Source organism: Dinghuibacter sp. (assembly GCF_035492835.1).
In the GTDB taxonomy this organism is placed as follows: Bacteria; Bacteroidota; Bacteroidia; order Chitinophagales; family Chitinophagaceae; genus Dinghuibacter.
Genome location: NZ_DATJIY010000029.1, coordinates 1 through 10,564 on the forward strand (window position 1 = coordinate 1; position 10,564 = coordinate 10,564).

A 10,564-nucleotide genomic window follows, 5' to 3' on the forward strand; every position below is an offset into this window, starting at 1 on the left:
CGACGCCAGCGCGCCGACGGACCGCACGTGTGTATGATCCAGCCACAACCGCACCAGCCCATGACACCGCGCGATCAGCGCCAACGCCGAATCGCCCACCGGCAGATCCGACAGCTTCAGCGACACCACGTTGTCCGCCACCCCTGATAACGCATCCAGAGAACTCAGCGTATCATTCGGAAATCGCACGTCCAAATAAGGGCTGCCAGAAGCGATCGGCAACACCAGCGCCCCCGCCGCCTCCAACCGTGCGATCGCGGCCACGGACGCCGGCGCCACGGGAGCCAAAGGCATGTCGCTGTCCGCGACGGTAAAAGGACCGTCAGAGCCGCCGGTCGGTCCCGCCGTCCCCTGCTGGAACGCCAGCAGCGCGTGCGCGACGCCGCTATCCTGCGGCAGGTCGCGGACCTTTTTATCAAAAGGCGCCCCCGCGCTAACCCACCAGCGAAGCACCGCGACCTCGCTGGAGGTGAGCTGCGGCTTGTCCTTCGGCGCCATGTGGTGCTCGTCATCCAGCGGCAGCAGGATGCGTTTTACGATAAGCGAAGGCCCCGACCCGTCCTTGCCACCCTTAAGCAGGGCCGAAGGATCGTCGAGCCGCAGGCCGCCTTTCACCCGGGAACCGCTATGACAACGATAACAGTTATCGTGCAGCACCGGCTGCACCAAAGACGTATACGCAACGGCATCCTGCACCGCCGGCACCGGCCGCAACAAAGGCGCCGACGGCCCCTCGTCCGCCGCGGACAGGCTGAGGTAGTCCGTCCCATGCGTCAGCGACCCGCCCAGGTGTCCCGTAAAAAAAACAAGCAAAACAGCAATAACCGAAACCACCGCCGCTACCGGCCCCATCGGCCGCCCCCGCAACACCAAAAACAGCAGCAGCGATACGACAAACAACGAAATACCCATCCACTGATGCGTCGATACCAAACCAGAAGGATAATCCCCGGAAGAAGACAACACCAGCCCCGTCACACAGGAAATCGCCGCAAAAAAGACACCGAGCCCCAGCGTCAAATCTGCCGCCGGCTTCCACGAAGCCCGCGCCGGCGCCACCGCCAGCCATTCGAGCAACAGCGCGACGAGCAAAAGACCGATCGGAAGGTGAACCAGGACAGGATGAAGGTGTCCAAAAAAAGTAAGCATCAGGCGTATCGTTTCCGGAGGGTTTGCAGCATGTACACATTGATCTCCCACTGGTCCGCCACCGGCTCGCGCGTATAGGGGAGGGTAGGCATATAGTCCGGCGGCCCGAATTCGGTCAGGATCGTCATGACCTCGCCGGCAGAGCGCTTACGGGCGATAACGGAGTCCCACCACGCAAAGTGCGCCGCTACCGCGGACGCCCACTCCGGCGCGCGGGGGTCGTTCACCTGCGGTCCTTCCGGGTGCCCGATCCGCGCGTGGATGTGGTCCACGCGCCCGAGCGCCAGCGCCATCGTCTCCGGCTGGTCCGCCAGCAGGCTTTCGCTCACGTTACACCAGTGCGACACGTCAAAGGTCAGCCGAAGGTCCGGCACCGTTTCCAGGAAGTGCCGCGCCACCGGCGCGGAAAACAACAACCGCGACCGGTGTGTCTCGTGCAGGATTTTGATCCCCGTCGCCTGGGAAACGGACCGGGTGTATGCCATAAAAGCAAGACCCTGCTCATACGTAAAATAGTCCCGTCCGCTGTGACAGTTAATATACAACGGCCGCTGCCGCGCATGCGCCGCACCGTCGACCATGCGTTTGAACGTCGCCAGATGCGCGTCAAACGAAGACTCCGACCCCGCGCACAGGAACCCCACTTCCAACCCATGACGAGCCAAAGCGGAAAAAATCGACGCCTGACGATCGGCGTCCAGCGACCACCATATCTCGATCCCATCATACCCCGCCGCCTTCGCCTTCGCGCAATACTCATCGAGCGTTCCGGGGAACCCCCAATCCGTCGCCATGATCTTCAGTTGAAACCCGGGCCGCGCGGCCGCCAACGCAGCAGGCCCAAACAATAACCCTGAGGCAGCCAATGCAAGAAACTCTTTTCTCGTACTCATCTAAGCAATTATGTCTTTGATAACATTCCCTTTTACGTCGGTGAGCCTGAACGGCCTTCCCTGGAAATCGTACGTAAACCGCGTATGATCGAAACCCAGCTGGTTCAATATCGTCGCCTGCACATCGAACGTGTCGACGCGGCCGGACACGGCGCTATAGCCGATCTCGTCGGTCTCCCCATAGGAGGCCCCGCGCTTGATCCCGCCGCCGGCCATCCAGATCGTGAATGCATCCGTATGGTGGTCGCGGCCCTTGAAGGGGTTGGGTTTGCCCTCGCGGTTTTCCATCATCGGCGTGCGGCCGAACTCGCCGCCCCAGACCACCAGCGTCTCCTCCAGCAACCCGCGTTGCTTCAAGTCCAGGATCAGCGCCGTCATCGCCTTGTCGACCTGGCGGCACTTGTTGATAAAACCCACGTCAATCGCCAGCGACGCATCGGTCCCGTGGCTGTCCCAGCCCCAGTCGAAGACCTGGACGAACCGAACGCCTTTTTCCACCAGCTTCCGCGCGAGCAAAATATTATTCGCCAGACTGGACGTGCCCCCGGGATGCGACCCGTACATCTCGTGTATATACGCCGGCTCCGAAGAAATATCCATCACCGAAGGCACCGAGATCTGCATCCGGTACGCCATCTCGTATTGGGAAATGCGACTTAAAATCTCCGGATCGTTGTAATCCGCGAACTCCTGCTTGTTGACCTCGTTGATCGCGTCGATCGACGCCTTGCGCAGATCGCGGTCCATACCGGCGGGGTCCTTGATAAAGAGCACGGGGTCGCCCTCGCTCCGGCACTGCACGCCCTGGTAGACCGAGGGCAGGAACCCGCTCCCCCATACGCTTTTGCCCGCGTCCGGGAACTTACCCCCGCTGGTCAGCACGACAAAACCGGGCAGGTTCTGGTTCACCGTCCCCAATCCATAGGTGACCCAGGAGCCCATCGAGGGCCGGCCGAGCCGCGGCGACCCGGTGTGTACCAGCAGCTGCGCCGGGGCATGGTTGAACTGATCGGTGGTGACCGCTTTCAGGAACGACACCTCGTCCACGATCGTGGAAAAATGGGGCAGGTGCTCGCTAACCCACGCCCGGCTGTCTCCATGCTGCGCAAAACGGGCCTGCGGCCCGAGCATCTTCGGCACGCCGCGGATAAACGCAAACCGTTTGCCCGCCAGCAAAGACGGGGGACAATCCTGTCCGTCCATCTTCATCAATTCCGGTTTATAGTCGAAAAGCTCCAGCTGGGACGGCGCGCCCGCCATGTGGAGGTAGATCACGCTCTTGGCCTTGCCCGCAAAGGGCGGCAGCTTTGGCGCCAGCGGGTGCGCGGGATCGAAAACAATGCCCCCGCCGGCGGAAGGCCTGTGACAACCCAGCAGCGATCCCAGCGCCAGCGCCCCGAGACCCATGGCGCTTTCCTTGATAAAGTGCCGCCGGCTCCAGTGTTGCAGTTCGTGAATGTCCATAGCGTCTCAGTTTTTTGTAATGATTTCGTCCAAATTCAACATGGCATTGGCGACGACCGTCATCGGGTCGCCGCCCTTGAACGACGCCGAAGCGTGCTGGTACAACCCCAACAGCACCGCGAGCGATGCCGGGGGTATGTCCTTATATAACATGAGCCTGTAACCCGCGGAAATCTGTAAAGAAGGTGAGGCGCCAGCCGCCTCCATCCTACGCGCCAGCGCCCCCGCCATATCCAGGTACGCCGAATCGTTCAACGTCACCAGTGCCTGGAGCGGCGTATTGGTCCGGATACGCCGGGCCGTGCAGACCTCCCGCGAGGTCGCGTCGAAGGAAATCATCGATGGATACGCCGCCGTCCGCTTCCAATAGGTGTAGAGCGCGCGCCGGTACTGCTCTCCGTCCTTGCTTTCGACCCACTCCGCGCCGTTCCACGGCGACATCCAGATACCCTTTGGCTGATAGGGGAAAACGGAAGGTCCATACATCGAGGGATTCAACTGCCCCGAGATACACAGGTCCTGGTCGCGCAGCTGCTCCGCGGAGAGCCGCACGCGCGCGCCCCGTGAATACAGCCGGTTAAAGGGATCCTTCGCCAGCGAAGACGGGGAGACCCGCGAGTCCTCGCGATACGTCGAAGACAACACGATTTCCCGCAATAATTTCTTTATGCTCCACGCATCCGTATACATGAGCTGCCACGACAGGTAGTCGAGCAATGCCCGGTGCGTGGGCGGGCTGCCTTGCGTGCCGAGGTCTTCGAGGGTTTCGGCGAGCCCGGTCCCAAACAGCTGCTCCCAGACGCGGTTGACCATCGTCCGGGAAACGAGCGGGTTTTGCTTGCTCGTCATCCACATCGCCAGACCCAGCCGGTTGGCAGGCGCCCCCGCGGGCATACACTTCGCCAGCGAAGCCGGGACCCCCGGGGTCACGACGTCGCCCTTCACCAGCCAGTTCCCGCGCTCGAACACGTTCGACACGCGGTGCATGTCCTCGGGGTTGTCCATCATGATGGGCGTGGTCGGCACGGGCTTCGTGAGCAGCGACCAGAAGACCGCCTCGCGCTCCGGGCCGCCCGGGAGGTGCTGCGTGAAACAGAACCAGTCATACATAATGCCGCTTTGCAGCGGATTTTTCAGCAAAGGATTATGATACGTCAGAAACAAATCGTGCGCCCCCACCGTCAGCGGCACCGGCACCGATGCGATCGTCCAGTCCTTCGTCACAGGCGCGGGCACCGTAACGAGCACCCGCCCGGACAAACTATCCAAATGCACCTCCCAGGAACCGCCGGACAGGAACGCCTGGTACCTGTAGATCAACCAGTCCCTGTCCTGCAAATCCACCGCGTGCAACCGCGCGGACCCGTTTTGCCGGAAGGCCAGCCACTTCGTATCGTTCAATTCCCCGTTCACAAAACGGTCCGCCGTCAGCGAATTGATCGACGGCTCCCACGTCCGCACCAGCCGCCGGACGACCGAAGCGCGCGCCGGCGATAACGACGCGCACAGCGTATCGAGCAAGACCCGGTCGCTGTCGCTCAAGTGCCTGAGCAGCGGATAGTCCGCCCACGAATCCTCGTCCCGCGTATCGTTGAAATACGCCATGAACTTATAATACTCGTCATGCCGGAACGGGTCGTAGGGATGGCTGTGACACTGGGTGCACGCAAAAGTGGTCCCCATCAGCGCCTCCCAGGTCGTATTCACCCGGTCGAGCACCGCCGCGGTCCGGAACTCCTCGTTGTCCGTGCCCCCTTCGTCGTTGGTCATCGTATTGCGGTGAAAGGCCGTCGCGATATACTCGTCGTCGGTAGGGTGGGGAAGGAGGTCGCCCGCCAATTGTTCGGTCAGGAACCGGTCATACGGCATGTCCGCGTTAAACGCCTTGATCAGCCAGTCGCGGTACCGCCATATGTTGCGGCTGTCGTCCCGCTCGTACCCTTTCGTATCGGCATACCGGGCCAGGTCGAGCCACATCGCCGCCCACTTCTCACCGAAGTGCGGAGAGGCCAGCAGCGTGTCCACCAACGCATCATAATCACCGCTCCGCAAAAACGAGGCGGCCACCGCCTCAGAAGGATATACCCCTGTAAGGTCGAGACTCACGCGTCGCAACAGGTCAGCCCGCGGGGCCTCGCCGGCCGGCGTCAACCCCGAGTCATGCATTGCGGAAACGATATACTTATCGATGTTCGAAGCCCCGGACACCTCCGGCACGGTCGGCTTCGCGACCGCCACATATGCCCAATGCTCCCCCCACGGCGCCCCTTCGCGCACCCACCGGCGCAGCACGTCGATCTCGTCCGACGACAGCGGCTCGTGCTTATAGGGCATCCGCTCTTCCGGGTCCTTGGACGTCAACCGCCGGATCATCTCGCTGTGGTCGGGGTCGCCCGGTATGATGGCCGGCTTCCCCGACTCCGTACGCGCAAACGCATCCGAGCGGAACAACAGGCTAAATCCCCCCTTGGCGCGTACGCCCCCGTGACAGGTGATACAATGACGGTTGATGATGGGTTTGACCTCCGTATTGAAGTCCACGGTAGACGAGCGCAGCAAACATGCCCCGCCAAACAGGATGATCAGTGTCCCCGTGATAAATAAAGCCCTCATGAAGCAAATCGTTATGTAGGTACAATATACGGCATTCAAAAACCGCAGCGTCGCACAATCGATTGCGCAAAAACCGGTAAACGACCCGCGGCAACCCCCAAACGCCCCTGCCCACAAAATTAATTTATCGTTAAGTCATTATGAATACAGCATGTGGAAATATTGAATTTACATTCAGAATACAGCTTTGCCCATCATGGGAAAAATCATCGCTCTCTGCTTACTGCTCTTTAACACAACCATTAAAGGCCGCATTACCGACGCCCGTAACGGCGACCCCGTCGTCGGCGCCGTCGTCACCATCAAGGGGACGCACCTAACCACCCAAACCGGTCTCGACGGGTCGTATGAGTTCAAGAACATCCCCGACGGGGCATACACGGTCGAAATAGCCGCTACCTCGTACGAGTCCTACAGCGGCGCCCCCGGCGACATCCAGCTCCAGCCCGCCGAACGGCGCCTGAAAGACGTCGTGGTTACCGGCCGCAGCTCCGGCGCCACCGACGCCGGCGCCCGCCAGCTCGAAAAAGCTTCGGACAACGTCCTGAACATCTTGTCCACGCACCAGATCCAGCTGATGCCCGACGTCACCGTCGCCAACGTCCTGCGCCGCGTCTCCGGCGTCACCGTGGACCGGGGCGAAGACGGGGAGGGCCGCTACCCGGTCATCCGCGGCATGGACAAGCGCTACAACTACACGCTCGTCAACGGTATCAAGATCCCCAGCCCCGACGACAAGAACCGCTATGTCCCCATGGACATCTTCCCCTCCGAGATGCTTCAGCGGCTCGAGGTCATCAAATCCCTCACCCCGGACATGGAAGGCGACGCCATCGGCGGCGTAATGAACATGGTGATGAAGGACCCCCCGGCCAAGCTGACCGTCAGCGCGCAGGGCGCCCTCGGGTACTCCCAGATGGTGCTCGACAACCCCTTCAACACCTACCCCCACGGCGCGGTCAACCACCAGTCGCCCAACGAGATCCATGGTATCTCCTATGCGCCGCCGTATACCGGCTTCACCACCAACAACCTGTATTTCAGCCAAAAACACCCCCTCCCCGATGGCCAGCTCGGTTTGACCCTCGGCAACCGGTATCTGCATGACCGCCTGGGGGTCGTCCTCAGCGGGTCCTACCAGAGCGCCAACCGGTTCACCAAGGACCACTATTTTTCGATGAGCCCGCAGCCCACGCCGCTGATGGACAACTCCGAGCCGCTGATGACGGACGAGCAATACCGCACCTATTCCACCAACGAAACCCGTTTTGGCGCCCACGCCAAGCTGGACTACCGGTTGGGTCAACGGAGCCGGATCAGCTTTTACACCGTCTTTATCGGTCTCAACAGCTACCAGTCCCGTTTTATCACCGATACCGGCAATACGTCGAGCCTCGGCACCGGCAGCGGCAGCAGGGACGTCACCTATAACTATCGCTCCCGGACGGACCTCCAGTCGATTTACAACGCCACCCTCCAGGGCCAGCACGCCCTGGGGCAACGGTTTACCTTCGACTGGTCCGCGGTATACTCCAAAGCCACGCAAAAGATGCCCGACCGCGCCGAATTATCCCTGGCGCAGACGTTCGCCGATTCGGCGGGGCAGCTCCGTCCGTACGACAAGACCTCCAACCAATACAACCTCCCGCCCCTGGTGTCGTCGCTCGAGCACATCTGGCAGCACAACTCCGACCAGGACGTCTCCGGTTACCTGAACGCCCACTACAAGGTCGGCCAGTTCGACATCGGCGTGGGTGGAATGGGGCGCCACAAAAACCGCGACAACTACTTTATCGAATACGACTGGAGCCCCGCGGGTAACGACGAGCACTATACCGGCGACTTGTCCCAGGTAGCCATGCTCCTTAAAAAGGCCTCGGTCCAGGACGACAACGACTACAAGGCCACCGAGGACATCGAAGCCGGGTATGCCGAGCTCCGCTGGAAAAACGAACGCTGGAACATCCTGGGGGGCGTCCGCGTCGAAAACACGCACCAGACGTACAACCAATATGCGCTCCCCGCGGGTCAGGCCTCCAACACCACCGGGTCGCAACAATACATCGACGTCCTCCCCAGCATCCAGTTCAAGTACAAGCTGGACGACAAATCGGCGCTCCACCTGGCGTATTTCAGCTCGATCAGCCGACCGGGCTTTTTCGAAATCGTGCCCTTCGAGTTCCCTGGAGAATACTTCACCGAGACCGGTAACCCCAACCTGCTCCACACCAAGGCCAACAACATCGACCTGCGCTACGAGCTCTTCCCCGGTAAGGAAGGCCAGCTGTTGCTGGGCGTTTTCTACAAACACCTCGTCGACCCGATCGAAATGGTGTACAACCGGCCCGCCACCAGCTTGAGCACGATCGAGCCCCAGAACGTCGGAAAGGCCGACAACATCGGCGGCGAAGTGGTGTATACCCATTACTGGAAAAAGATCGGCGTGTCCGCGAACTACACCTATACCTATTCCCGGGTCAGCACGCCGTATAAATATTATTACGCCATACCGGGCAAGGATACCGCCACCCTGATCAACAAGACCCGTCCCCTCCAGGGGCAGGCCGCGCACATCGGGAACGTGTCGCTGCTATACCGCGCACCCAAAGCGGGACTGGAGCTCCAGCTGGCGGCGATCTACACCGGCCGGCACATCGTCTATTTATCCCAGTACGCCACCCCGGGCTCGAGCATGGACTACTGGCAGCGCGGCACGACGGTCCTCGATTTTTCCGGGGAGAAGAAGATCGGCAACCATTTTTCGGTCTATGTCAAGCTGAACAACCTGCTCAACACGCCCGACATCGTGGAGATGGATTTCCCGCCAACAACGGCCATCAAGCAACAGTTCCCCGACGCGTCGAACCGGGGCGACCGGACCCTCGTGGAAAAGAAAACCTTTGGCCAGACCTACCTGGCAGGCATACGTTATCACTTATAAAACCAACACAATATGCAAGCAAGAAGGATGCAAGTATGGGCGATCGCGGCAGGGATGCTGGCGCTGGCAGCTTGTTCTAAGAGCAACAACAACAACAACAATGGCGGCGGCGGCAACGGCGGCGGCGGTAACACCAACACCGGGGACAGCACGCTACCCGCTTCGATCTCCGCGAACAGGACGCTGCTGTCGGGTAAAACCTACATCATGGACAGCGACCTGGTCGTACAAAAAGGCGCCACACTGTACATCCAATCCGGCGTGACCCTCCACGTCAACGAGGTCACCGGTCTCAACGCCAAGCACAACCTGATCGTCAAAGGGAGCTTCGTCAGTCTCGGCACCCAGGCCGCACCGGTCTGGATCACCACCGGCACCAAGCACACCGACAATACGTTCAGCTCCGTCACGTCCTCCCTCACCACCGACTCCGCCTTTATGGGTCTTTGGTGCGGCATCAACTGCGACACCACCTGTGCGCTGTTTATCATGAAGTGGACCCACCTCGAGTTCTGCGGCGGCAACCTGACCGGCACCCCCGTCAACGGCGTCACCGCCAGCACCGCTTCGTGGGCGATCCTCTATCAGAACATCAACGGCATCTTCGACCTCGAAGACAGCTGGATCTACGGTTCCACCGACGACGCCGTCCGTATCACCTACGGCAAGATCAACTGTATGCGCAACACGTTTGAAAAGTGCGGCAGCAACACCGGTGAAGCCTTCAACGTGAAGAGCGGCACCCGCGGCGACATCGCCTACAACGTAGTGGTCGGCGCCGCCACCAACGCCTTCAAGATCTCCGACGCCGGCACCACGGGCACGCAGTGCAACGTGAACTGCTACAACAACACCATCGTCGACTGCGGCTACCGCCAGTCCTCGACCTCCGGCCACGGCGGTTCCATCAACCTCGAAAAAGGCGCACAGGCCAGGATATTCAACAACCTGATCGTAAACTGCAAGATCGGCCTGCGGATCGTCTCGACCGCCGACCTCGTCAACGCCACCTACGGCAACACCGAGTTCTACGGCGACTCCACCAACGTCTGCGACAACTTCTATTCCGTCGGTGACAAAACGCAGCCCGAGACCTCGGACATCCCCGACTATACGACCTACCTGCCTGGAGGGTATGTCCTGGGCGCCGCCTACGACGGCAGCTCGCTCGACGGCAAGAACAGCCCGAACTTCAAGAACTTCACCCTCCCTTGCGCGGCGCCCGTGGCCACCAACTGGGCGAACACCTTCGATTTCCACCTGAACAGCGGGTCGCCCGCGATCGGCAAAGGCACGACCGCCTTCGCCGCCCAGGCCCTCGTTCCCCAGGACGCCACCACCGGCGCCTCCGAGATCGACGCGCCCGGCGCGGACATCGGGGCCTACCAGTCCAGCGGGAACGGGAATAAGCACTAAGCGCCCCGGCCTTATCTCCTACCGGGCTTAGGTGCCAGGCGCACAATAGACAAGCCGTGCCCCTTTTTCCTCGTTTTCGCCAAACATT

At 60.9% G+C, this 10,564-nt stretch carries 6 protein-coding genes; 2 read left to right on the forward strand and 4 right to left on the reverse strand.

From position 1 onward, the window contains the following. The 4 genes from VL547_RS02815 to VL547_RS02830 all read right to left on the reverse strand — a co-directional run. Nucleotides 1-1,149: DUF2231 domain-containing protein (locus tag VL547_RS02815; protein WP_325574961.1), on the reverse strand; the 1,149-nt coding region annotated here is incomplete at its 3' end. Beyond that, a complete protein-coding gene (locus VL547_RS02820) occupies nucleotides 1,149-2,042 on the reverse strand; it encodes a sugar phosphate isomerase/epimerase family protein (protein WP_325574963.1) in 894 nt (297 codons plus the stop codon). The genes VL547_RS02815 and VL547_RS02820, both read right to left, overlap by 1 nt. Then, nucleotides 2,043-3,506, reverse strand: a complete 1,464-nt coding sequence (locus tag VL547_RS02825) for a DUF1501 domain-containing protein (RefSeq protein ID WP_325574965.1) — start codon at nucleotides 3,504-3,506, stop codon at nucleotides 2,043-2,045. It lies immediately after the preceding gene. A gap of 6 nt (nucleotides 3,507-3,512) precedes the next feature. Further along, nucleotides 3,513-6,119 carry a DUF1553 domain-containing protein gene (locus VL547_RS02830; protein WP_325574967.1) on the reverse strand — a complete coding sequence of 869 codons (2,607 nt, stop codon included), beginning with the start codon at nucleotides 6,117-6,119 and terminating at the stop codon, nucleotides 3,513-3,515. 196 nt (nucleotides 6,120-6,315) lie between these two features. On the opposite strand from VL547_RS02830, the gene VL547_RS02835 reads away from it, so the two are divergent. Further along, nucleotides 6,316-9,060 carry a TonB-dependent receptor gene (locus VL547_RS02835; RefSeq protein ID WP_325574969.1) on the forward strand — a complete coding sequence of 915 codons (2,745 nt, stop codon included), beginning with the start codon at nucleotides 6,316-6,318 and terminating at the stop codon, nucleotides 9,058-9,060. 12 nt (nucleotides 9,061-9,072) lie between these two features. After that, nucleotides 9,073-10,476, forward strand: a complete 1,404-nt coding sequence (locus VL547_RS02840) for a choice-of-anchor Q domain-containing protein (RefSeq protein WP_325574971.1) — start codon at nucleotides 9,073-9,075, stop codon at nucleotides 10,474-10,476. The last annotated feature ends 88 nt before the right edge of the window (nucleotides 10,477-10,564 follow it).